The sequence below is a fragment of the Halobaculum sp. MBLA0147 genome, assembly GCF_041361345.1.
Lineage (GTDB): Archaea > Halobacteriota > Halobacteria > Halobacteriales > Haloferacaceae > JAHENP01.
This window is the reverse complement of the sequence record NZ_JBGKAD010000006.1, coordinates 37679-61708: the sequence shown is the minus strand read 5'-3', so window position 1 is coordinate 61708 and position 24030 is coordinate 37679. Positions and strand designations below refer to the sequence as shown.

Sequence of the window (24030 nt, the reverse complement as noted above, 5' to 3'; positions counted from 1 at the left end):
GAAGCGAGTGATCACCTTGTGGAATCGGTTGTTATCTACCCACTCATGTTTGTGTGTGAAAAGTTCTCCAACAGGTGAGCTTGAGGTAGCTACGACTGGTACTGTTCGTGATAACTAACACACGTGGCGGTGACATCGATATCAGATGCCGGGTTTCGTGTATCATCAAGAGGTGACGGCGTGAGTCGCGGAAGTGACGGAGTGTGGACACGTACTCGCCGAGGCTGTGGAGGAGGATCATGAAGACGTGATCGACTTCGGCGATATCGACGCTACCCCTGGTGACGAACTGCGGGCCCGGATCAAGGGTCACACCGGTGGGTTCTACGCCGATTTCCCATACTCTAAATCTGTTCGCCCCGACGACTACGAGGTGCACGGAAGAGAAGCGGCCGAAGACCGACGGCGTGAAGAGCGACAGAAGCAACGCGACGAGAAGTTGCTGGAGAAGATTCAGGACCACCGGAGTGACCACGACGAGTCTCGACGCCGGCAACCGACCGACGAACGAGACGAGGAAGTTGACCAGGACAAACCCGACGACCTTCGTGGCGTGGCAGTGCGGATGGGAGTAGAGGAGACAACCGAGGAGCAGCGAGACCCACAAGAGGAGTGATTTCGACCCTCTGCGATACCACGAGACTCTGGCCAGGTCTCTCAGAACTCGAGGTAGAGTTTCCCTCGTCGCGTCGGCTCGACGACCTTAGACTTCCCTTCGTAACTCGTGGTCACGAAGTGGGCGTCTTCGAGCGTGTCGAGGTGCCGCGAGATGGTGCTCTTGGACGGATCCAGTTCCCGAGCGAGATCGGCGAGAGAGACACGCTCGGCGTCGACGATTGCAATCAGGGTACTCTCAACACTGTCTCCAATGTCCGTTCCGACGGGGGGCAAGTCGATCTCCTGCACGGACCCGTCGAGATCGCTGTACTGGAGTGTCGCGTCTACCTGTTCCTGCCGAGTCACGGCCGCCAGCCCCAGCGGGAAGTAAATCTCGCGGACACCGCCTCCGAGGATCACAACCAGCTCACCGTCGACATCATCGAGAGCCCCGAGACACTCGTCGAGCGTCTCCTCGAACGGATCCGTCGGCGTCGGTAGCGACTCGACAGTCACCGACGGTTCGAGTTCACCGATCATCCGCTCGACATCAGTGATCGCCTCCTGTGCCCTGGCGTCTTCGTCGTCTTCCGGCCGCTCGGGGTGAAGGAGTCGAATTGTGTCTCCGTTCGTGACTCCGTGTCGTAACACCGGACGGGTGACACGAGTGCTGTCGTACCCGATCGGACCGACAAACGTCTGCATACTGTGGCACAAGTGTGGGATGGAAATTGTATCTTCCCGTTCGTGTGTGATGGTATCGACTACTCGGATCGGCTGGAAATAGACAATATAGCAGTTCACACCCAAATCACACTCTCGATGTCACTCTGTGAGTGAAACCAATCTGGAGCCGCGTCTGTATTGTTCTGTTCGGACACGATCTCTACTCCAGGATCGCGAAGAGACAGAATAATAGTAATAATTCCGATAACTTGATTACCAGGACAACATTCATTACGGCCCAAACAGGTCAATGTCACATAGGACCAGTGCAGTACAGGTGTCCGACACGGGGGCAAGAGACGTGAACACGGACCGCACATTCACAGAGTTCGTAGGGACGAAGACAGAGACCGTCGTTCTCGCGGACAGACAATTAGAGGAACGAGGAAAGCGAGCCAGAGCACAACTCAGGAGTCTCCCGCTGCTAACTACGTTCGGTCTAGATACCGTTGTTCACGCGGACGTATACGATAACGGACTCAGGCTGGCAGACTACGATTTGCTGACGAGCCACGACACGGATCCGGCGGATGTCTCGCTGCCGTGTGTCCACGTCGCCACGCAGGAGGGAATCGACGAATACGACGAAGAGGAACTCGTCCGACGGTTGACGGAACGGAGTGTCGAGGGAGAGGGAGTGTACGTCCTAGTGACGGACACCGTCGCACCCCGAACACCGACGTACACCCCGAAGCCAGGAAAAGCGATCACCGACGAGTTTGACGTAGTTGTCAAGAGTTACGAGACCCTCTCGAAGCGCTATCTTGACGATGTCGACACAACGCTGGCGCAGAGTACGACCCGGAATGTCTTCTTCCACGAGGCTGCCGCCCACCACCGGGCGGCCGGCCTTAACCCGCGGAGTCTGGAAGAGTTGTTCGCCTACGATCGGGCGCCTGCCGACTCACCTGTGTGGGACCCGCTCGCCTACTTCCTTGAAGACGACCTGGAGAACGTCTTGGAGGACTATTCCGAGCGAATCCGGGAGGCGCTCCGGTCTTGGACGGAGAAAGGCGAGGTGACGACGGTCGCCAATCAGATGCTGGAGACGCTCCGGCGCGTCGACTTCGAACTGGACCGACTCACCGACTACCGTGAACTGCCGCGGGAACACCGCTGAGACGACGCAACCACACCGAACCCGGAATAACATGGAGCAACACGACACATGAGTTTCGAACGTACATCGGACAAGCCAAACAGAACGCTCGTCAACATGACGACCGTCTACGGCGACGATCTGCGGGCGGTTGACGCCGCCGTCGCCAGCGATACGCTCGTCGAGAATCTGGCCGAACGGTTCGACGGCAGTGAACAGCCTAGCTACGACGACCACCACGTCCGGACTGTCGTCGAGTTTCTAAAGGGCGTCGACATGCTGACGGCGCCGGAGGCACGACTCGTCAGACCGCTCAACCGTGACGCCGTGCCGTACGACGATCCGTCGTTCGAGGCACGGTTCCTCTACGCGATCCGTCGTCAGGAACGCCCGCGCGACCACCTCACGCGGTTGTTTGAGGTCGCAGTCGAGAGCGCCGAGTCGTCCGGCGACCCACAGTTGATCACGAAGTCACAACTCCAGACGGACGCCAGTCGGAGGCTCTCACACGACATCTCGTGGAACGAGACGAAACTCAACATGTGGAGTCGGCTGATGAGCCGCGTGGGTGCGGTCACGGAGATCGACGACGGCGTGGTGCTCGCGCCGGCCCGCGGACTCGTCGCCGAACTGCTGTCCGGGTTCGCGGCGACCCACGACTCGACGGACCTGCGTGACGCGCTCGACTGGATCGACGAGTGGTTCCTCCCCGCGTACGCGAGTCGCGCCGGCCGTAGCGTCGTCCACCGTGGGCTGGCGGCCGTCCTGACGGCGTTGGAACGGGACGGCGTCGTCAAGTTCAGGTCGATGGCTGACGCCTCGAACGAGGTCGATCTGCCCGCGGGATCGGGCAGCAGCGTGGACAGTCGAACGATCAAGTCGTTCTCGGTCGGCGAGGTTCCCGACCGCCCGGCGTACAGACTACCGATGGACGCAGACACGCGAACTGTTCAGAGATGAGTGAGTCAACACGCGAGCAGACGGAGCTACAGTTCCCGGTGACGTGGGACGACGATGTCGTCCGACAGTACCTGACACCGGAGTCACACCAGAAGTCCCGCCAGGGGTTCGTCGACACGCACATCGACATCGACAAGATTCGTGCCGAGTACCTGTTCCCGCACCCTGGTACCGACGACTTCGTCACACAAGCGGAGTTCAGGGACGCTATTCTCCGCTCAGAGATCGACGACGACAATCGGATCTTCATCCTGCGCGGCGAGACCGGCAGTGGGAAGAGCCAACTGTGCCAGTGGCTGGAGTACCAGATCGGCGACTACGGTGAGGGGCTCGCCGGCGACGACGAACACGTCGCGCTGCACGTCTCCCGAAGCAACACCCGGATCAAGGACATTCTGGAGATCCTGACGGAGCCGTTGGACGAGGAGGTGTCGGCGACCAGCGTGAAGGAACTCGACCCCGAGCGGGTTGCGGAGGCGATCATCTCGACGCTGGACGCCTTTGCTCCGACACAACAGAGCGTCGACGCGGAGGATCTCCGGGCGCTGATCGACGACTCGGGCGCCACACAACTGCGGGACATCTTAGAGGAGAACATCCAGAAGTACCAGGCGGCCGTGACGAGCGAGGGGGAAGAGAAGTTCCCAGATCTGCTCACCGAGGACGACTACCGAGACCTCGCTGTCGATGCGTTCGGTCTCGCACGCGGCGCCGACACCATCTTCCCGACGCTCCGGGACAAGATCCACCAGATCCTCTCGCAGAACCTCGGTGTCGGCGACTTCCAGGCGAAGTTGGAGGAGTTGTCCGAACAGTACATCGAGGCGGGGATGCGTCCGGTGTTGATCTGTGAGGACCTGACGACGTTCTCCGTGCTTAAAGAGCAATTGCTAGATCACCTGTTCCAACTCGACAGCGGCGCCTTTGACGTGGTGCTCGGGTGGGTGACCGGATGGGAGGAAGACAACCTCGACCGCGCGCTGGGCGTCTCTGAGGAGGTCCAGACGTATATGAAGGATCGCGCAGAGGGGTACCTCTCGACGACGGACGAGCGTGGCCGCGCACACTTCCTAGACGAGGGGGCGACGGTGGAACTCGTCCGGAAGTACATGTCGGTGATCCGAGCGCAGTCAAACGCGAGCGCGCCGGTCGACGAGTCCGCGTTCCGGAGGCTGTACCCGTTCAACGCCGCGTTCGTGAAGCGGGCGTACGACAACCTCGTCCAGAAGGGCGTGGAGCGCCGGACGCCGCGGCTTCTTCTAATCCGGGTGATCCGGGAGTGTCTCAATTCTCGGACCCCGCCATTCGTCGCCGCCGAGGAGAACCCGTACATCAAGGAGTTCCCGGTCGACATCCGGATCGACTACGACCGGGAACACAAACTTCTCTCGAAGTGGTACGGGACGAAAACCATCGACGGGAACGTCGCCGTACCAGTCGCGGTCGCAGAGGCGTTCGGCGTCGACTACGACGCCGACTGGGTCCGAGAGGGCGACCAGGGAGAACAGATCGTCTACGACGCTGGCGGACTCGATCCGACACTCACGGTCGGACTCGACGGCGTCCGCTCACCAGGCGAGACGGTCTCCTTCCAGACCCGACTTGAGGGGAACACGCTCGCGGGCGTCAGGCTGTGCATCAACGGCGACGTGATCGGCGAGTCGGACGGCCGCGGTCAACTCGAGTGGTCGCTCCCGGACAGGGAAGGAGAAATCACAGTCACTGCCGAAAAGAAGGGGCTGTCGACCACTGAGACGTACGAGATCGCCGAGGACACGCTTGACATCGTCACTGACAACGAGACCGTCGAACCGGGTGACCGGATCGCTCTGACGGTGAAGTACAACGGCGAGGCTGTCGAGGCTGTCACGGTGTACGGCCCCGACGGCGAAGTGGGCGAGACGGACGAAGACGGAACCGTCACCACCCGGGTGCCGGACGACGGTGACATGGCCGTCTACGAGGCGGAGCACGCCGAGCTCTCCGCGAGAACGGAACTGAGCGTAATCGGGCGCGAGCCGTTGGCGGTCGAGACGAGTTTAGAGCGGGACGAGGTCAACCGTCGTGAGTCGGAGTACCAGAACTGGGTCTCCGAGGGCGTCGCGTACGACAGTTCCGACACGCTGATCGACGGCGCGGTGTCCGTTCTCCGACGGTTCCACGACGACCCGACGGCACTGGAGAACCCGAACGCGCTCTCGAACGGTGGACTGGGGATCTACTACGATCACGGCGACCACCTCCCCATCGGACTCCAGGGGGCCTACACGCCACAGGCGGCGTTATCCACGGAACTCCCGTTCGGGACGGAACACGACGACCTGTACGAGGTGATGTTCTGGGCTGGCGTCGGCGACGGAGAACTGCCGGACCCGACGATGGTGTCAGTGGACTACGACCGACTCCGCGGTTGGGCCGACGACACCGTCGGCGACTTCCGCGTGGAGATGCGGTCGACGCTGGAGGCATGTCTCCCCGACGAGATGGGCGTTGAGGAGTTGATCGTGTTCACGCAGTTCCTCCTCCAGAACGTGGGCCGTGGCGTCAACGAGGTTACTGAAGAGATGGTGTTCAAAGCGTATGAACTGCCGGAGAGCTACGACCATCCCCTCAAACAACGGTTCAGCCGCCGAAACAGTTTCCGTGAGGCGTACAACGACCTCACCACACACAGTAGCGTGCCACGGGAGTTGGCGAAGCGGTTCTTCCTGCTCAAGGGGAGCGGGAGCGACGACCGTGAGAAGTGGATGATCGACCGCGACCGGCTGTCGTCGGCCGTCGAGACCGTCCGGGAGAACCGCGACCGGTTCCTGGAGGAAGCGATGCAGATCGACACCGGCGACCTGCCGAAGGCGTTCCGGATCAAGTCCTCACGAACCGCCAACAGCACGGTCCAGGCCGACACGTTCCTGGAGGCCATCCGGGAGTACGCCACGGAACTGCTGTCGTTGTCTCCCTCGGAGCACGCCGAACACATCGTCGAGCAAACGGCGGCCGTCGAGCAGTGGTACGAGCCGGGCGTCGACCCGACCAAGCTCCGCGAACAGTTCGAGACCGCCTACGAGGCGGCCGACGAACTCCAGGCAGCCGGGAACCAGGATCTCGCCGACTGGGAGGCGACGCTGGAGGGCATGAGCTCGGAGCCGCTGGGGCTCGACAGACTTCGGTCGAACGTCACCCAGTTCGAGCGGATTCAGGAGGCCGGCGGGCCCGAGCTACTCGCCGCGCTCCACGAGTTCGAGGAGAGCAGCGAGACCGTGCTGGCTTGGGAGGTGTACAGTGCGCTCGACGAGATGATCGACGCCGTCGACGAGGTAGATGTGGACGGCGGCGGGCAGTTCGAGGCCCGCGTCTGTCGACTCGACTCTTTCGAACAGTACCAGAACCACCGCAGCACCATCGAGACACTCTCGGAGGAGCTCTGAATGTCAGCCCTCGAACGAAAGATCGACGAGATCGAACAGAAGCGCCGCGACCACGAACGCAGCGAGGAACTGGAGCAGGCCGTCGACCAAGCGGACGAACGCCTCCAACGTCACAACGAACGGATGGCGAGTCTGGAAGATAGCCTGGAGGAACTCGTCCACCGGAACACCGTCGTCACGGGCGTGTTCGGTCGAGCGGAGACTCAGGGAGTCGAGACCGTCCGGACGCGACTCCGTGACGTGACCGGAACCACCTCGGACGACATCCTGGCTGCCGTCAGCGAGGGAAGTCTGAGCGACGAGGGAGAGACGGTCTCCGACGTAGAGAATGTGGTCGAGAGCGCAGTCGACGACACGAAGAGTCGTCTCAGTGACGTGCAAAAGAAGTGGGTGAGCAAGGTCTCGACGGCTGAGTCGATTATCCGGATTACGGACGGAGGTAGCGAGGCGATCCAACTCACCCAGGAGGTGGAAGACTTCGTCAGTCAGGAGGCGTGGAAGCTGAGCAAGGACACGGGGAGACTCATGACAGAGTGGAGTGGCCTCGAAGCCAAGTGGGAAGAGATCGGCGTCGACTGGGAGACGTTCCAGCGAGACCACGGACTCTCCGATGAGACGATCCGCCTCCTCCAGCGACTCGCGGACGATAAGAACGTCACGCTGTCGTCGACGGACGCGGATGCCGTCGCGGAGTTGTACCGTGTCAGGAGCCTGCGCGAGAACGTGGGGTTGACTATCTGAATGGACGAGCCAGCAGCCCGCGCGAGTGAGGCGGTCGCGGCCTACCGGAGCCACCTGTTGGGTGCTGCCGGCACAGCGGCGCGCAGTGTCGCCGCACGACTGGACGCGACGGAGGCGACCGACGAGTCGTTCCTGGGAGTCCGGGGACCGTATCTCCAGGCGTTACCGCCGGCAAACTGGAGCGACCAGCCGTGGTCGGCGTTCGCCCGCGAGGCCGGACTGAGTCCGCTCGTCCGACTCGCCTTCGAGAATCTCGGGTTCCGCCGGCTGTACGACTTCCAAGAACGGACAGTCGAGGCCGTCCGGCGGGGCGACGACACGGTCGTCACTGCCGCGACCGGCCGCGGCAAGACGGAGGCGTGGCTGATCCCGATCTTGGACCAGATCGTCCAGGCCAACCGGGGGAACCATCCGGAGATGCACCCGGACGACGTGAAGGCCGTGTTGCTGTACCCGACGAAGGCGCTGGCACAGGATCAACTGAAGCGGCTGCTCGGCTACCTCTACCGGATCAACGTTGACCTCCCGAGCGACTACCGGATCACTGTCGGGATCTACGACGGCGACACGCCACGGAACCCGAGCCAGCGCGCAGAGGGGTACCTCAACGACACGTTCGAGCAGTTCTCCTGTCCCGGCTACGACGAACGGCAGGCGAAGTGTCAGTCGTGTGACCGTGGAGTCCACGCCGAGGCGACGACGGGTGGCTACCGCCTCCGACCAGAGAAGGCCAACTGCATCGACGACGTGCCGCTGGAGTTTGTCCGTCTCACCAAGCGTGAGATCCTGACCGAGGGAGTCGACATCCTGTTGACGAACCCGGACACGATCAACCTGAAACTCCTCAACACGAATGCAAGCGAGGAACACGACCGGTTCGTCTACGAGCCGAAGTTTCTCGTGTACGACGAGGTCCACACCTACGACGGGCTGTTTGGCAGCTACACCGCGACGCTGACCAAACGGCTCCGGACGCTCCGCGAGCGCCGTGAGGGGCCATCACTCCAGGTGATCGCGGCGAGCGCGACCGTCGACAACGACGTGGAGTTGTTCCGGAAACTCTCCGGGAGCGCGGACGTTACGCACGTAGACGAACAACCACGCGAACTCGACCCGCCGGCAACGACGACTGCACCGTCGGCGCTCACCGACGAGCGACTCACGGAGACGGACCTGTTGACTGCCGTTCGGGAGGGAGAATCACCGCTAGGACTGCCGACGTTCAACCCGACGGTGCCGGCGGATGCCGACCGGGACCGACTCCGTGAGGTGGTTGGTGACGCCCTGTTCGAGCACCTCACCACTACAGACTCACCCTCCGAGAGCGTCGTGGCGATCCAGTCGGTTCACGCCTTGCTGCGTGAGGACCCAGCGACACCCGAAGAACTCCGCGACCGTGTAGCGGAGAGGTTCGACACCGACGAAGTGGCGACCGAGACGCTGGTCGCCAACGTTCGGACGCTGGGTGAGTTCTCCGGTCTGTTGGAGCGGCGGAGCCACCTATTCACTTGGCCGTTGGACGGGTTCTACGCCTGCGCCGGTTGTGACGCCGTCTACCGATCGCCACACGACGACTGTCCGGCGTGTGACGAGGGGTTCGTCACCCGGGCGCGATACTGCCGGCGGTGCGACGAGGAACACCTCGCCGCTTGGACGTGTCCGGACTGTCGGCAACTTACCCCGTACGTTCCAAATGAGGACGGGACACCACACGGACGCGACCAGGCACACTGCCCCCACTGTGGTGACGGCGACGAGACGACGGAGCTGACAGGAGCGGCCGGCCCGCGACTCGACCGCGTCACTTTCCAGCCGATCCACGTCTGTACCGATTGTGGCGCGAGCCAGCGTCGTGGGCTCGTCAGGGAGTGTGATTGTGGAACACGACTCGTTCGAACGGACGCCGACACGCTCGTCTGTCGTGATCCGACGTGTGATCGGACGGAGACGCCGGGACTCCAGTGTCGCACCTGTGGGAGTGAGCGCCTCAAGTTCCGACGAACGGACGACGACCGACTCCGGCCGTGGGTGTGTGGCAACGACGATTGCGATAGACGGCTGTTCCAGACGACGCCCCCGGAGACATGTGGGTGTGGCTGGAACGGGTCGTTCGTCCAGACGGGTCTCGTTGAGTCGTTCGAAACGACAGTCTGTCGGATGTGTGGCAAGCGGGTCGTCGACGGCGAATGTGCGTGTGCGCCAGCCGACGCCGAGCACATCCAAGAGTCAGCCCCAGAAGGGCGGCTCGCCGTCGTGGACGACGACGGCCGGCGCCGCGACCCAGGCGAATTCGAGACGGCCAGCGCCTGTCGTCACACCGGACTCGGCTACAACGCGGACGACCGCTACGACGAACTCGTCCGGTCGCCGAACAACCTCGCAGTGACGACAAGTCAGTACCTCCTCCGACGGGTCGCCGACGAGGAGGGGAACCAGGCGGCGAAACTGCTGGCGTTCGCCGACTCCCACCGCGACATGAAAGAGTTGGACCGGGATTTCTCCGAACCGGAGGCGGAGACGGTGTTAGACCAGGCGCTGGTCGCGGCCGCAGGCGAGACGGCGACAGGCGGCGACACCCTGGCGGGCGACGACCACGCTGGCAGTTTCGAGATTGGTAATCCGACGCAGTCGAGCGCCTACGAATCCGACGACAGTCCAGTGATGGAAAGTGACTTTGTCGACGGCGCTTGGCAGTCGTTGGAGGCCACGGTCGACGGCGCAGTGTCAGTGATCCAGGCGTTGGACGACGCGTTCGATCCGCCAGCACGTCTCAACCGCGTGTCGTTCGATCTCCTACCGGAACTCCTCGGGCGCGTCCATCGCCGGTTCGACGATCCGGCGGCAGCCGTCCGTGAGCGGCTCCGCCGCCGAGCGGTACCACACGCTTACCGGCCACAACTCCGAGAACGGGGCGGATCGTTGGCAGAGGCCGGCTTGTTGGATGTGCGCCTTGCGCCGGAGCGTCGCCGAGACCTATCGGACGCAGAGCGTGCGGTGGTACGTGATGTCGTCGACGCCGGCGACGGCTGTCACATCGACCAGATTGACCCGCCGGGTCACGGCGAGCGTGTCACGGACGTAGTGACTGCGCTGGCGGACGCCGATGTTCTCGTCGTCCGTGACGAGGAGTATGTCGGATTTGACCCGTCAGGGTTGGAAGTTACGGTCGCCGGCGTGGACGACGGACTAGCGTACGACCCGGACGGTGACACCTTCGCTACGACGCTCGAACGGCAGTTCGGGCTGGCGAACGACGAGAGCGTCCCGTTGGGGGTTTCACTGACGGAGCGAGCGGACCCAACGGAGCCGTTGTTCACACAGCGGGCCTACCGGCTCGTCGCCTCTTCGCCGCGCGTTCTCATCAGCCGTGTTTATCACGGACTGACGGACAAACGTGACCGACGGGCACTGGAATACCTGTTCCGTGACGGTAGCCACCCGCACTTCCTGTCGTCTGGGCCGACGATGGAACTTGGTGTCGACATCGGTGAACTTGACGCGCTGTTGTTGTACGGGACTCCCCCGAACGTGAACGCCTACCTCCAACGGGTCGGACGTGCCGGGCGTGAGTCCGGCTCGTCGCTCGTCCACAGTGTCAGCCAGCGCAATCCTATCGACTTCTACTACTACGACAACCCGACGGAGTTGATCGAGAGCGAACCGAAGCCAGTGCCGCTGAGTGAGCACAACGAGTCCGTTCTGGAGGTGTCACTCACTTGGGCAGTGTTCGACTACGTCGCCGCCGAGTTCGTGATCCCGTGGGAGGTGGAGTATCCCGGCGGTTACGGGAAACTCTCTGGCGGTGAAACGGTGCTTCGACGGCGCGATGACACTGATGACGAGGAGTACGCCAAACTGACACAGTTGCTTTCCCTGCCGGTGTCGGAACTCGACCTCGACAGCCGGGACCGCGGCGTGGCCGCGCTGGCGACCGTCGTGGACGACCACCGCGAGGAACTTCTGTCGCACCTCGCGGACGTGTTGGGATACCGCTACTGCCGACGGTGTGCTCGAAAGTACGACCGTGGCGACCAAGCGGCTGACGACAGCGACGACTTCGTCGAGACGTGTCGCAGCGACGATTGTGACGGTCGTATTGTCGACGCCCCCACGGAGTTCGCTGACCTACGCGAGCGTGTCGTCGATCAGTTCACCGAACTGTTCGTCGACGAGTACGACCGTTACCGCTCGACTCTGGAGACGGAACTCACCGAACTGGAGCGAGAGACGACTTCGCTCCGAAAACAGATACGACGAGCGACGGGTGACGAGGCGACGACCCTCCGACGACGACGCGACGCGGTTAAAGACCGCCGACAGGCCTTGCGAGAGCGACTCGAACGGATCGAGAGGCTGGAGTACGGTGAGTTCCTCCAGGAATCTCGAACCGGGAAGTTCGCCTTCGACATGCGGAACGTCGACGGAAGCGTCGGCGTCACGCTCGTCACGCGTGATGGTGACAGTTACGAGCGGACGGCTCTGGGAGACGGCTACGGCGGCCGCTCAGAGCGTATGGCACTGTCGGAACTTCACCCTGGTGCCGCCTACCTGGAAGACGGAACAACATACGTCGTTACTCGCGCTAGGTTCGACGAGTTCGAGTCCTCCGAACTCAGGCAGCACGCCGAGGCGACCGACAACGAACGACTGGCGACGGAACTCGTCTGTCCGGGGTGTAACAGCAGCCACCCGGTCGGGACGACGGCATGCGACTGTACGAGCGAGCGGCCCCTAAAGCGCCGGCGCCTCGCCTCGTTGGAGGCAGTCGAGGCCCACCGCGACGATCTCGTGACGTGTCCAGACGGTGACCCGGCGCGGGCCGTCTACGACAGCCCCGATGAGGAAGTGCAGAACACGTTCGCCGAGCGAACCACGGACGTGTTGTCGTTCAAGCCCAGGCAGACGTTCGAGTTGGTGACGGACGACGGCGTCGTCGGCCAGATCGCGTTCGGCGACTACGCCGTGCTCGCGCACACGGACAACTTCCGAGCCCGCTACAAGTCCGGAGCGGCAGACGCAGACAACACTCCCTTCGAGGTGTGCGGTGCCGACACCTGTGACGGGATCGTCTACCGCGACGACGATGGACACGGACACTGTACGGCCGACGCCGACCACGACCCCCGAGACGTTGGTTCGGAGTTCTTCCGATTAGGGTACAGTTTCGAGACTGAAGGGGTACGGGTGAGTGTCGACGATCCGACTACGAGTCACGCCTTCGGTCACGGGCTCCGCGTCGCGCTCCAGTCGCTCGGTGGCGTCGGCATCCGCGAGGTGACGGAGGTTGTCGACGACGACCACACGGACGTGTTTGACGCGACGCCCGGCGGTGCGAACGTGACCCGCCAACTCGTCACAGAGCGTGAGAACGGCTTCCCGAACTTCCGAACCGCGACGGCGATGATCGCTGACCAGTTCGACTGCTCGTGTGAGGCGGGGTGTCCCCGGTGTCTGTTCCAGTACGGTTGTGCCACCCACAACCGACCGGAGACACTCGCTCGTGACGATGCCGCCGGCGTCGCCCGAACAGCACGACTCCGACGTGTTGACGACGACTCGCCACAGGACTGACCACACTACACCCAACACACCACACCACCACGGATGACAGACCACACACCTGACGACGAGACGCCAGACGCACACGACGAGACGAGAGCCGACGGCTGTGAGGCTTGCACCCACACCGCCAGTCGAGTCCCGAGAACGGATGGCGGAACGGGCGGAGACACGCTGGAACTGGCCAGAGAGACGAAACGGGCGTACGGCCACCACCTCGTCGCCGGCGGCGACAGCCGAACGCTGAAGCGCCTGATTGACCGGTACGATGGTGGCGACGACGGGGCGTTGTCCGACAGACTGGAGTCGTTCGTCCGGACCCGCGGGCCGTATCTCCAGGCGTTGGATCTCCCGCGCCGGAGCGACACACCCTGGGAGACGTTCGCAGACGAGGCACGCGGGTCGTTTGCGGCGACGGAAGACGGACTCCACGATGACGTGATCCGGACGTTCACCGAGGCGGGGTTCACGGAACTGTTTGATTTCCAAGAGCGGACAGTGTCGGCACTGCTGGACGACGATCACACGCTCGTCACCGCCGGCACGGGTCGCGGGAAGACGGAAAGCTGGCTCGTCCCTTCTCTCCAGTTTGTCTGTGAGGCGAAGGCCGGCGATCACCCCGCACACCCGCCCCAGAGCACGAAGTGTCTGTTGACGTACCCGACGAAGGCGCTGGCACAAGACCAATTGAAGCGGCTGATCGAGTATTTGTACGAGGTCAACCGAACGCGATCCGGCGACGACTTGATTACTGTCGGGATCTTCGACGGTGACACGCCGCCTGGCGGACCGGACGCCTACGAGTACCTCTCGACGGCGTTCCAGTTCTTCGACTGCCCGTGTGAGTACTGTAACTCCTCGCTGACGGTCGAGCGAACGGACGATGACGGCTACGTCGTCACCCACGACGCGCCGATGGCACCGGAAGTGACACTCGACTACGTCCACCTGACCCGCGAGGAGATCGTCACGGAGCAGTCGGACATTGTCCTGACGAACCCAGACACGGTTAACTACCGGCTGTTCAACGTCAACGAGACGGACGAACAGGCAGTGTTCGTTGAGCAGCCGAAGTACGTCGTGTTCGACGAAATCCACGAGTACGACGAACTGTTCGGCAGCTACACGGCAATTCTGATGCGCCGGTACCTCCGGACACGGGAACGGCTCCGTGACCACCCAGAAGATCTCACGGTGATCGGCGCGAGCGCGACCGTCGAGAACCGCCGTGAGGTGTTCCAACGGATAATGCCGTTCACCGACGCAGACCCTACAATCGTCGCCGAGAGACCGAGAGAGATCGACGCCACCCTCCCAGAGAAACTCCCGTCGTCGGCGACTACTGCAGTCCCAGACGAGGAGGAGTTGATCGAGGACGTACGTCGGGACGAACCGACGACCGCACTCGGCGTCGCAGTTCGGAAACGACTGCGCCACCTCACACCGGACCGACTCACAGACGCGAGCGACAGCGACGATATCAGGCGCCTGCTGAGCGAGACGCTCTACGACGACCTGTTAGCACCCGCCGACGGTCCCGGACAGGAACTCGTCGCGTTTCTTCGGGGGATGTACACCGAACTGTACGGATCACCGCGAGAACCGGAGATGCTGGTGTCGTCCGTGGCGTCGAAGTTCGGCGTGGACGAGGCAACAGCCGATCGGGCTGTCGACGTGTTCGTCACACTCGGACGACTGTCGGGTGTTCTGGAGAGTCGAGCACACTTGTTCTCGTGGCCCATCGACGGGTACTACACCTGTCTCCGGTGTGCGGCCGTCTACGACACACCACAATCCGCCTGCCAAGACTGTGGTCACCACTTCGTCACGAAGCTCGCCTACTGTAATCACTGCGGCGAAGAGGCCGTCGAGTCGTGGTTCTGTCCAGACTGTGAGCGACTCGCCCCGGTGAACGTCACCTCCCGCGAGGGACAGTTCCGGTACTTCAACGACTACCAGTGCCCCTGTGGGACGGAAGTGACGGCAGTCAAGGCACTGTGGCGGCCGGTGTACGAGTGTAACGGCTGTGGCGAACGACAGCATCGTCAGACTGTCGAAACCTGTCCAGACTGCGGCGACGTAGCGATGGTGTTGCGTGACGACGGTGAGACGCTGACGTGTACTAACCCGGCGTGTGAAACGACCCGACCGGCGACGAGCGACCCGGAGTGTTCGGCATGCGAGGCGGGGAGTCTCGAACCCTTGGCAGACGACGAGGTCGTCTACTGCACGAGTTGCGGGCAACGACACGAGTCCGGTGACGGCGCGACGTGTCAGCGTGAGGACTGCCGGGGAGAACTCACTCCGAAACGGTATCTCGGGTGGGCCTGCGGTGACACCGAGTGTGACGCCGTCTACTTCGGTGATCCGCCGTCGACGTGTAGCTGTGGCAAACGACGGTTTGTTCGGACGGGACTGTTGGACGTGACCGAGGTGGAGTACTGCGAGACGTGTGACACCGACCGCCTCCCTGGTGCCGGCTGTGACTGTGACGACCCCGACCTGTCGACGACTGTTCGTGGATTCGAGAAGTACAAACTGGTCGACGAACAGGGCCGTATTCGGGACGCGACAGACTTCCCTGGAGCAGTCCCGTGCTACCACTCCAGAACCTCCTACCGAAAGGACCGCCGATACGAGAGCCTGTTGCGTGGCCCCGGCAACACCGCCGTGACGACTGGCCAGTATCTCCTTCGGTCGGTGGCCGATATGGACGACCCGGAGAGTCTTCGGGAGACGAAGCTCCTGTCGTTCGCCGACAGCCAGCGCGATATGAAGCAACTCCGTCGGGACTTCCAGGAGCCGGAGGAGGAGTTGTTCGTCACACAACTCGTCGTGGCCGAACTCGATGGTGAAGGGTGGCGGACGCTGGCTGAACTACAGTCGGCGGTGACAGCCCGTGCTCGGTCAGTCGAAGCGACGCTGCTCGAACGTGAGACAGCGACCGACGAACTGCTAAGTGAGTTCACCCAGTTCCGCCAATCCGTGGAGTCGTACCTCGAAGACGAGGTGTCGGCACGGGTGCTCCACGGAAAATTCGGCGAGCGGTGGCGTTCTCGGGTGAATGCTGTCGACGACGGTCTTCTAGACGTACGACTGTCGCAGAACGCCGAGCCATCGACAGCGGACGAACGGGCGGTGCTACGGGCGTTCGAGTCACAGGCAACGCGGTCGCTCGGCACGGTCACAGACGAAGTCGACGTCGACGGCGCGTCACGGATCGTCGAGGAACTGATCGAGGACGGACCACTGTGTCGGGTCGACAGCGACGACGGATACGTCGTCGAACTCGACCCAACAGCCGTCGAGGTGACGATCGTCGACGAGGCGACGCCGACACGGTTCGATCCCGCAACCGAGACGTTCGAGTCGACGTTCGAGCGGCAACTCGACGACGGGCTCGACACCGAGACAGTCTCGTTCACCGCGTCTCCCTTCGACCGCGCCGCGTTTGACCATCCGCACACGGATCTGACGGCGTTTCGCGTCGCCTTCTCGGAGCCGACGCTCCTACTAGCGGAGGCGTACTACGGTCAGACAGAGGCGGCAGAGCGTCGCAGCATCGAGTACCAGTTCCGTGAAGGTCGGCAGCCACACTTCTTGTCGTCTGGCCCGGCGATGGAGGTCGGGATGGACATCGGCGACCTGGATGCACTGTTGCTGTACGGAACACCCCCGAATGCCAACTCCTATCTCCAACGGGTCGGCCGTGCTGGGCGCGAGTCCGGGTCGTCGCTCGTCCACAGTGTCAGCCAACGCAACCCGATCGACTACTACTACTACGAGCGGCCGACAGAACTCGTCAGCGCGGACCCACAGCCGGTACCGTTGAACGAAGCGAACGGAGAGGTACTGCGCGTCTCGCTTACGTGGGCGCTCCTCGACTTCCTCGCGGCGACACGTTGGGTGCCTTGGCGTCGGGAACGCAGCGGCGTCGTCGACCGAGTCGTCTGTGAGGACGCTGTCGTATCTCGGTCGGATCCACGTCCCTCCGAGATCCTTCGGCTGAGCCAACTACTTCAGGCGAGTAACGACGCAGTTCAGGGAGTGGGCGACGACGCACCGTTAGAGGTGCTCCGGGAAGTCGTCGACGCGAATCGCGACGAGGCACGAGACTGGCTCCGCGACATTGTCGGGTTCAGTCGGTGCGACCGGTGCGGGCGGAAACACGCAGACGAGTATCGCGGTGACTGTCGGCGTGGTGACTGTGACGGGACGGCTGTTCCCGTCACCGACGACCACGAGAACGTGGTCGAAGCCGCGTTTGAGGCGTTCGAAACCCAACTCGTCGAGCGGTACATCGACTTCGAGGACGACCTTCTCGACGAACTAGACCAGATCGACGAGGAACTTCGCTCTCTGCGGCTTTCAGGAGATGGACGGCGCCGTCGCCGGAGACGAGACGGTGACGACGACGATGGCGACGACGAGGCGACGGCTGCAGAGCGTCAGGATCGCCTTCGAGCACGATCGAGCCACCTCCAAGGGTATCTCGATCAGTTGGAACAGATGGACTATCAGTCGTTCCTTGAGCGTCACAGCACGACTCCGTTCAGTCTCCGGTCCGTCTCCGACACGGTCACGTACGACCTCGTCGGTGAGGGGTTCGAGTCTGTCCGGAATCTTCAGACGAGGGATCGACAGATCGCGCTGTCTGAGCTCCACCCGGGTTCGGTGTACATCGAACCCGGTGAGGGGTCGTTCGTCGTCACGGAGGTCGTCCCAGATCGTGTTGCGACCGCCGACGCCAAAGATGACATCCGTGACGATCAGATCTGTCTCGACTGTGGCGAGGTGAACGAACTAGACGCCGCCGCTTGTGAGGCGTGCGGCGGCCGTCTCCGGCGACTAACGACGATCGTCCCACAGCGTGTGACAGCGCACAAAGCCGACATGACGCTCGGGACGCTCCCAAACGGGGAGAAATTGAAGCCGGCACGGATCCACGACGGTGACGCGGCGGGACTCCAGAGCACGTACGCGCCGGTCGACAGCGACGTGACGCGCTTCGAACCGACGGCGTCGTTCGACATCGTCGACGACGACGGAGAGACAGTCGGGCAGTTCGACTTCGGTGACGTGACGATCCTGTCGACGACCGAGACGTTCCGGGCGACGTACGCCGGGGGTGGCCGCGACCCGCTGCCGAACGCGATGGAGATGTGCGGTGTCGAGGACTGTCACGGCGTCGTCGCCCGCGACGACGACGGCGCGTACTGCGTCCGACGGCCAGAACACGACACGACGGATACGCACGCAGTCAGGCTCGCCGCTTCGTTCGACACGAAAGGCGTCAGAGTTCGGTTCGACGACGAGGCCGTCGAGCACACGGTTGCCCACGGGATTCGAGTCGGACTCCAGTACGTCGGCGGTGTCGATGTCAGGCAGATACCCGAGTCGATCCAGGAAACGGGGACGTTCGTCTACGATGCTGAAGCTGGCGGTGCCGGCATCACGACACTGCTTACCCGCGGTGACGGCGACGAGTACCCGAAATTCAATCGTGCAGTCGAACTGATGGGAGACAACTTCGAGTGTGACTGTGAGAGTGGGTGTCCGTTCTGTCTGTACCAGTACCAGTGTACCACCCGTAACGACCCGTCGTCGTTCGATGTGGCAACTGTCCGAGAACTGCTCGCCGACGGACTCACAATCTCCCCCGTCTCGACCCGCGACCCGGTGGTCGGAGGCGAGGCAGACAATCCCACGGACGCCTCGGAGGGGCGAGACTGATGACCGATCTCAGTGCGGTCCCATCTGAACTCCACACACGTCGTCCAGAGGCTCTCTGGGGAGTGACACCAGGAAGCTTGGTTCTGGGACTGTGTGGCGTCGCCGGGGACGACAATATCCAGACGGCGATCCGACCGAGTTGCCAGGCAGAGACTCTCAGGCGGAACGTTGACCGGGGCCCGGAGGTCGCCGACAGGGGCGTACGGGCGGTGGCATCGGCAACCGGACTCGTCCGTGATGGCAGGCTGACTGATCTCGGTGTGGTGCTTCTCGGCACCGAGCGTCCGCGAGAGCGACTCCAGGCGGTTGCGCCGATTCGGCTGGCCGAACTCAGGCCGTTTCTCCGCGCATTCCAAGCAGCCGACGGTGACCCTCTCACACAGAGTGACCTCCAGAGTCTCGTCCGTGACGACGACGCTGAAGCGGTCGTTCCGTTACTCGGATCGCTCGGATACGCTCGCATCACGCCCGACGGTGCTGTCCCCGACGAAACAGCCGTCGAACGGGCGTTGGCAGCTATGGAGGACGCGGCAAATAACTGTCCGCCGGCAACACGACTCGGCGCGCTCGTCGACGCAACGACGATGCTGTCGACAACAGCCGTAGCGCGGGTCGTCGCCGAGGCAGACGCCGTCGACACGGACGTGTCACCGGTGGACGTCGGCTCGACGGCTAACCTGAAGACACTCGCTGCGGCGTCACCGCAAACCACCGGGACCGAACGTGTCGCCGAACCTCTCACCGCCGCGAGCGACACAGCAGCGAACCAACGTCGGTTGTTGATGGACTCGCTGGCGACCGACGGTGTTGAGCCGACCGGCGATTCTGTCGACGATCTGGTCAGTCATCTCCGGGACCAGTTTAAAGCTGTCGGACTTGACCCAGACGCGCCGGCCCCGCGGGACCCTGGCAGGCAGACGGGTGACGACCCGAGCGGCGACACGGACGGGGATACAACGAGTACGAGGCCGAGGTGTGACCGCGCGACCGCGACGGCAAATCTCCTGCGCGGGATCTCGAGCGTCGCCGACGGTGTGCCACCAGCACTCGCCCGGGGGTTCGTCGGCGTCTCGACGTACGATCTGTTTCGAGTGTTGTCAGGCTCCGAGGTGGCGAGCGTGACGACCGATACCGACGGCGTCGTCCGGTTTGACAGTCTCGACGTCACGCCAGCCGGCCCCGACGAATCCACGGCAGCAGCCGTCCATGAGTGTCTGATCGACGAACTCGCCGCTGCTGACCGGCATCAGACTGAACTCACGGCTGCAACCCCCACAGTCCCGCTCTCGGTCCGCGACCGAATCGCGGCGGCGGTGTTCGACGAACTTCCAGATGGCGCCGTTGAGCCGACGACGTTCGCGTTCACACTTCCAGACCCCAGCGAGCTCGGAAGCGAGACGATGGCTGCATACACGGACGATCACCCCCCGCTCGTTCGAGAGCGGGCTACCCTCGACGACTGGCACCGCCGCCGGCAGCCGGCCGACGCCGCCCGGTTCACGGAACTTACCGACCGGATCGTCAACCGCGGACTCCGGCGTGACCTTGACCATCGGGTGCTCCGGATCATGACACCGTACGACGATGACACGTTTGCGGAGTTCGCATCCGGGTTCCGGTCGCTCCTGCGTTCGGGATTCGAAATCCGGCTCCTGACGCGCCACACCCGACAGCGTTGGCAGTGGGAGAGACTCCGGGACAACCTCCTGGGTGAACTGGACGAGAACCGAAACCAGGTGACTGTCAGGACCTACTCCCGATACAAGGAGTACGGTCGCGTCGACTTCGAGGACGGCGACGACGACCGTTCAGAGTTCGGCGTCCACGCGAAACTCCAGACCGTTGGCGGCAGCGAGGAAGGCGCAGCGCTCCTCGGGTCAGCCAACTTCATGGAGAACAGCTACCATTGGAACCCCGAATGTGGTGCGTACACGGAACAGTCGCGGTTCGTCGCAGCTGCAATTGACTTCTTCGACGTAGTGTGGGAACTGAGTGCTGCTGACGAGGTGGCTCTCGACCGGCTTCAGGAGGTGCCCGACCGAAGTCTGTACCCGAGCTACTACAGTTGAGTCGCTCGCGTGTTCAGTTCTGACCCTGTGAGGGCCAGACAAGTGCGGCACACGTCACACTCGTCACAGGTCGCCTCCAACGGCGGGTCATCGGCTTGGAACCAGTCATTGTCGGGCCTAGTGCCTCGGGTGAGAGTTATCGACACCACCGACCGCCGTAGGTAAAATAAATAAAATCTTATCTGTTAATCTCTCAGCTAATGTACCTCCGGCGCGACAGATACAGAGGGTGTATTTAGGCTATAATAGGTAGAAAATCACCGGCGCGTCGGAAGACGAGTTCGCGGATGTCGCTCAGCAGAAACTGTAATCCACGCGCTACCAGCAGCCGGTCATGAGTCCGACGGAGCCCTAGACGAGTTCTTTTTGACGAGGCACCGACCCTATGTGGGTTCTGAGTCGTCCCAGTCACACCGTGGGAGCTCGGGATGTACCTCAACGAGTTCCTCCGGCGCGCGGTAGACAGCGGGTGTGACGTGGCGTCGCGAGCCCATCATATCGGCCTGATGGACGACCTGCTCAAGCGGCGTCGACGGGTCGGGCCCGTCATACCACGGCCCCATGTGCGATGCGACAGCGTCGACAACGGGCTCTGGGAAGCCACGCTCGCGCAACTCGTCTGCAGCCCGCAGGTCGTGATCGGACGCGGCACCGTCACCGGACTGCCAGGAGTCACCGTACTTCCAGCCGTCGTGGAGTAGCACCGCCGCCCGCGCGAAGTCGACCTCTGACTCCGTGAGCTGCGCTTGTTCGACGTAGGAGTCAACCACTCCCTCGAGCGCCGTCGCGGCCATCAACACGTGGATCCACAGCCCGTGTTCACCGCGAGCGAACTGGTTGTGGTACTCTGCCGACGAGGTCGCCGGCGCCTCCCAGAAGTACTCCGGTACTTCGCCGATGGTGTCGAGGACATCCATCCGGAGGTCACTGTTCTCGATCAACGCGGCCGCCGGCATCCGGCGGAGCGCCTCTGCTCGGTCGAACTCACTCACGACTGGTCACCTCGCCAGGTCGAGTTGTACACGCCTGCCTGTCGGGGTCGATCCATCTGTCCGTCTCGTGTCTGCGCGGTCATTTGTGAAAGAGAGGGATGTTGATTCGTGCGATGCGATCACAGCAGTGCATCTCGGCGCGAGTGAGAGCTACTCGTCGTGTGGTTGTTCCTCCGGTGGTCCGTCCGGTGACTCGGCGTGGTGATCGAATCCTGTTGGTCGCTGTGGGCTGTCGGGTTCCTCACTCGGGGGATCACCGAACGGAGGGTCATCAAGCGAGGTTTGCCCAGGCTGATCGGCTTCGACCCATGACTGGAGTGCGTCGACGAGGTCATCTTCACTCTCTGCTGCGAGTACTTCGGTGATGACCCCGACGAGGACCTCTGCCGAGACGTCTGTGACGTCGGCGAGGGTCGCGACAGCTTCGACAGTACGCTGCCGACGCGTCGACGGGGACCGGCCCTCGGTGTCTGCCCACTCTTCGAATGGGAACTGGAACGCTTCGCCACGCCGGCGGAGTGAGTCGACGTGTTTGGCGTGGCGGTTGACGATCGCGGCGAGGATCTCTTCACGATCTGAGACGGAGTCGGGGAGATGCTCATCAACACGACGAACGAACTCGTCGAGGAGTCGGCCGCGACGTTCGGCCTCTGAGACGGGGATGACACCACGTGCGTCGTGATCGTCGGGGATCTGCCAGGGAAGGCCGTACTCGTTGGTGAAGCGATCTTTTGCGACGAGTCGGCCGGTGACACCCGGCTTCTCTTGATCGGCGGCCATGAGCCCGTACAGGGCGTTCCGTGTGCCGTTGTCGGTGCTGAGTTCGGTGTGTTCGGTGATGGTGCTGGTCGTGGCGGAGCCGTGGTCGGCGAGGAACTGGAGGATGGCGATCCACGTGGGTTCGAGGTCTGCCCCGTCAAGCCGACCCTGAATGGGATCGGGGAGGTCCGTGGAGTCGGGCTGGCGGTGGAGCCAGCGGTGACACCGTGGACAGAGGGTAGTGAGGTTCTGGAGGTCGTGGTACTGGCAGTGGTCGGGGTCGTCTTCGCGGTGATGGACTTGGAGGGTGACGGCGCCACCACGCTGTCGGTCCTGCTGGTTGCACGCCCGACAGCGGTAGTTGTCGCGGGTGAGTGCACTGTTGCGTCTGTCGTCGGGGAGTTGGGATTGTTCGGTTTCGATCTGGTCGGTGGCTTCGGACTGGTCGACGGGGTCGCTGTCGGTGTCGGCGGCGTCGCTCATAGGCGCCCGGCCTCCTTGAAGGCGTCACGGTGCGCCTCAAGTTGCTCGATCAGATCTTCCACCATCGATGGCGAGAGGGTGACGGCGGCCACGTCGGCGTCGTAGCCGACGGCGAGTTTCAGTGCGATGGGCGTTCCATCTGGGTCGGTGTCGCGGGTAGTGCGGACGATGTCGTCGGTACCGCCGATGGTGACGAGCGCTTTTGATCCGTCTGGCCGTCGGCTGACGCGGATGGGGTTGTCACTCGCCCCTTGGAGTTGCTGTATCGAGGAGCCGCCACGCTCAAGCGAGTACCCGATGCCGGAGTCGATGGTCGCTGTCGCTCTGTCTGTCGATTCGTCTGACTGATCGGTGGGCTTTTGAGACCCAGTGTTGTCGTCTCTCATGCTCGCTCCGTGCGAGCACGGTCGTGGGTGTTCCAGCACCCGCGGCCACTTTCTGCAAGCGGCCGACTCCCGCGCTCATTCACAGCAAATACGCATAGGGATAAAACTGTTACGACGAGAGTAGCGGGAAGACTTCTGTTGAGATACTCAACAGAACTGCGTGTGACATAGTGTCCGCAATAGCTTTCTGTTGAGTCGTTAATCGGTGGGTATGGTGAATGACGGATATACGCCAAGTGAGCGCGAAGAACGTGTGCTTGAGCTGTTAAAACAGGGTCGTGATAGTGGTCAGCCGTGGGGGCGTGTGAATCCGATGTATGTTGCTGAGGAGTTAGACATCAGGCGCCAGTACGCGAACAGAGCGTTGCGAGACTTGGTGACTGCTGGATGGGTACGGAAGCCAGTCAAAGGGTTGTATGAGTTTGTGGAAGATCCGCGAGAGGAGTAACATCTGTTCCAGTGGGCAAGCCGCATTCACGCGGGAGGTGAGGAGTTGCCGTG

The 24030-nt window shown here is 62.8% G+C and carries 12 protein-coding genes; 8 read left to right on the top strand and 4 right to left on the bottom strand.

Going from position 1 to position 24030, the window contains the following annotated elements:
- Positions 1 to 193: 193 nt before the first annotated feature.
- Positions 194 to 616, top strand: a complete 423-nt coding sequence (locus tag RYH80_RS20030; protein ID WP_370905926.1) for a hypothetical protein — start codon at positions 194 to 196, stop codon at positions 614 to 616.
- 41 nt (positions 617 to 657) lie between these two features.
- Here the strand turns inward: RYH80_RS20030 and csa3 are convergent, their stop codons facing one another.
- Positions 658 to 1302: a CRISPR-associated CARF protein Csa3 gene (csa3, locus tag RYH80_RS20025; protein ID WP_370905925.1), complete on the bottom strand. Its 645-nt coding sequence runs from the start codon at positions 1300 to 1302 to the stop codon at positions 658 to 660.
- 298 nt (positions 1303 to 1600) lie between these two features.
- Between csa3 and RYH80_RS20020 the strand changes: the two genes are divergently transcribed.
- The 7 genes from RYH80_RS20020 to RYH80_RS19990 all read left to right on the top strand — a co-directional run bounded on the left by RYH80_RS20020 (position 1601) and on the right by RYH80_RS19990 (position 20909).
- A complete protein-coding gene (locus tag RYH80_RS20020; protein WP_370905924.1) occupies positions 1601 to 2443 on the top strand; it encodes a hypothetical protein in 843 nt (280 codons plus the stop codon).
- A 48-nt stretch (positions 2444 to 2491) separates the two neighbouring features.
- Positions 2492 to 3382: a hypothetical protein gene (locus RYH80_RS20015; protein WP_370905923.1), complete on the top strand. Its 891-nt coding sequence runs from the start codon at positions 2492 to 2494 to the stop codon at positions 3380 to 3382.
- Complete coding sequence (locus tag RYH80_RS20010; protein WP_370905922.1) at positions 3379 to 6807, top strand: S-layer protein; 3429 nt, start codon at positions 3379 to 3381, stop codon at positions 6805 to 6807. Before RYH80_RS20015 ends, RYH80_RS20010 begins: the two co-directional genes overlap by 4 nt.
- Positions 6808 to 7548 carry a hypothetical protein gene (locus RYH80_RS20005; protein ID WP_370905920.1) on the top strand — a complete coding sequence of 247 codons (741 nt, stop codon included), beginning with the start codon at positions 6808 to 6810 and terminating at the stop codon, positions 7546 to 7548.
- Entirely contained in the window at positions 7549 to 13119 is a 5571-nt protein-coding gene (locus tag RYH80_RS20000) for a DEAD/DEAH box helicase (RefSeq protein ID WP_370905918.1), read from the top strand. It begins immediately after the preceding gene.
- A gap of 33 nt (positions 13120 to 13152) precedes the next feature.
- Positions 13153 to 18840: a DEAD/DEAH box helicase gene (locus RYH80_RS19995; protein WP_370905916.1), complete on the top strand. Its 5688-nt coding sequence runs from the start codon at positions 13153 to 13155 to the stop codon at positions 18838 to 18840.
- Between the two features lie 782 nt (positions 18841 to 19622).
- On the top strand, positions 19623 to 20909 hold the full coding sequence (locus RYH80_RS19990; RefSeq protein WP_370905915.1) for a phospholipase D-like domain-containing protein: 1287 nt from the start codon (positions 19623 to 19625) through the stop codon (positions 20907 to 20909).
- A gap of 383 nt (positions 20910 to 21292) precedes the next feature.
- Here RYH80_RS19990 and RYH80_RS19985 read toward each other — a convergent pair whose 3' ends face one another.
- From RYH80_RS19985 to RYH80_RS19975, 3 genes are all read right to left on the bottom strand, one after another.
- Positions 21293 to 21901 carry an HD domain-containing protein gene (locus tag RYH80_RS19985; RefSeq protein ID WP_370905913.1) on the bottom strand — a complete coding sequence of 203 codons (609 nt, stop codon included), beginning with the start codon at positions 21899 to 21901 and terminating at the stop codon, positions 21293 to 21295.
- A gap of 150 nt (positions 21902 to 22051) precedes the next feature.
- Complete coding sequence (locus tag RYH80_RS19980; RefSeq protein WP_370905912.1) at positions 22052 to 23143, bottom strand: HNH endonuclease; 1092 nt, start codon at positions 23141 to 23143, stop codon at positions 22052 to 22054.
- Positions 23140 to 23529 carry a hypothetical protein gene (locus tag RYH80_RS19975; RefSeq protein ID WP_370905910.1) on the bottom strand — a complete coding sequence of 130 codons (390 nt, stop codon included), beginning with the start codon at positions 23527 to 23529 and terminating at the stop codon, positions 23140 to 23142. Before RYH80_RS19975 ends, RYH80_RS19980 begins: the two co-directional genes overlap by 4 nt.
- Positions 23530 to 24030: the final 501 nt, after the last annotated feature.

What these genes read in the sequence shown, in the direction of transcription:
- csa3 (WP_370905925.1), bottom strand. Translation starts at nt 1,302, where the DNA reads ATGCAGACGTTTGTCGGTCCGATCGGGTACGACAGCACTCGTGTCACC.
- RYH80_RS20015 (WP_370905923.1), top strand. Translation starts at nt 2,492, where the DNA reads ATGAGTTTCGAACGTACATCGGACAAGCCAAACAGAACGCTCGTCAAC.
- RYH80_RS20010 (WP_370905922.1), top strand. Translation starts at nt 3,379, where the DNA reads ATGAGTGAGTCAACACGCGAGCAGACGGAGCTACAGTTCCCGGTGACG.
- RYH80_RS20005 (WP_370905920.1), top strand. Translation starts at nt 6,808, where the DNA reads ATGTCAGCCCTCGAACGAAAGATCGACGAGATCGAACAGAAGCGCCGC.
- RYH80_RS20000 (WP_370905918.1), top strand. Translation starts at nt 7,549, where the DNA reads ATGGACGAGCCAGCAGCCCGCGCGAGTGAGGCGGTCGCGGCCTACCGG.
- RYH80_RS19995 (WP_370905916.1), top strand. Translation starts at nt 13,153, where the DNA reads ATGACAGACCACACACCTGACGACGAGACGCCAGACGCACACGACGAG.
- RYH80_RS19990 (WP_370905915.1), top strand. Translation starts at nt 19,623, where the DNA reads ATGGACTCGCTGGCGACCGACGGTGTTGAGCCGACCGGCGATTCTGTC.
- RYH80_RS19980 (WP_370905912.1), bottom strand. Translation starts at nt 23,143, where the DNA reads ATGAGCGACGCCGCCGACACCGACAGCGACCCCGTCGACCAGTCCGAA.
- RYH80_RS19975 (WP_370905910.1), bottom strand. Translation starts at nt 23,529, where the DNA reads ATGAGAGACGACAACACTGGGTCTCAAAAGCCCACCGATCAGTCAGAC.